This is a genomic window from Peribacillus sp. NPDC056705 (assembly GCF_043656335.1).
The window spans coordinates 1-1,136 of sequence record NZ_JBHTYI010000251.1; the positions used below are offsets into that span (position 1 = coordinate 1).

Genomic DNA, 1,136 nt, shown 5'->3' on the forward strand with positions numbered 1-1,136 from the left:
TATATATACTGGCGCTGGGAGCTGTAGCGATGGGCTTTATTTATCTCTTTTTGTACCTGGGACAAAGAGGGGGCCAGCAGCGCTTCGATCCACAGATGAGCCAGATGATGTTCTACGTGCTTAGTTTTGCGCAGCTCGTTCTGATTGCTTTCATGGCACCGGCTTTAACGGCTGGGGTTATTAGCAGCGAACGGGAGAAGCAAACCTTGAGCATGTTGCTGACGACACAGCAAAGTTCGTCGACAATCGTACTGAGCAAGCTCGTATCATCGCTTAGCTTCATGACGCTGATCGTACTGTCAACACTGCCGATTTACAGTATCGTATTTCTGTACGGCGGTATTTCGCCGAAGCAGCTCGTATCCGTCTTTGGTTTTTATCTGTTCGTGATGCTGCTGCTCGGCGCGCTGGGCGTGATGTTCTCGACGCTGTTCAAACGGACGATCGTAGCCATTATTGTGACGTATGGTGCGGGACTTATCATATTCCTGGTCACAGGACTATTGTATTTATTCCTCTTGGGCATTGAGCAGCGCAATATGTATCAGACGGGTCAACCTCCGGCAGGAAGCTACTCCTGGGTTGGATATGTACTCGGATTGAATCCGGCCGGGGCTTTGATGAGTCTGTTCGAACCGTCATTCTCGAAGCAAGCGTTTCTGGTTCAAGGCGGTAATTTGAACAGCAAGGCACCAATCGAGCTCTGGCTGGAGTTCTTCATGGTCTATGCCGTTGTGATTGTAGGCGCGTTATGGATTGCCATCCGCAATATCAGGCCAGTAGCCAGACGTAAGCGGAAGGATAAGGCAGTGTTAGAAGCCCCTCATGGAGAAGAACCGACCGGGAGCGGAGCGTAAGGTCATACGAAGGCAGGTAGACAAGGAGGTAAGGAGATCATGGACAACATCTTGCGGTTTATCGAATCGGCGCGTCGGCGGCTGCAGCGGTTTCGGGTCATTGCTTGCGCCTTATATGGACTGATAGCCGGCTTTGCGCTGCTGCTGCTCCTGCTGATTGTCGGACGCTTGATCCCTATTGACTGGCTTGAGATGGCAGCGGTCATAATTCCGCTCGTTTCAGGTATGGTAGGCCTGATATGGGGATGGTTGCATCGTATTCCTGCCAAAGAGGCGGCC

General features: G+C 51.7%; 1 protein-coding gene and 1 pseudogene. Both read left to right on the forward strand.

Annotation, left to right across the window (positions count from 1 at the left end; translation table 11 throughout):
• Nucleotides 1-857, forward strand: an 857-nt coding sequence (locus tag ACFRAK_RS29415) for an ABC transporter permease (RefSeq protein ID WP_394573256.1), incomplete at its 5' end; no start/stop codon positions are given.
• 39 nt (nucleotides 858-896) lie between these two features.
• Nucleotides 897-1,136: pseudogene (locus ACFRAK_RS29420) on the forward strand (phage tail tape measure protein); the annotation flags it as partial.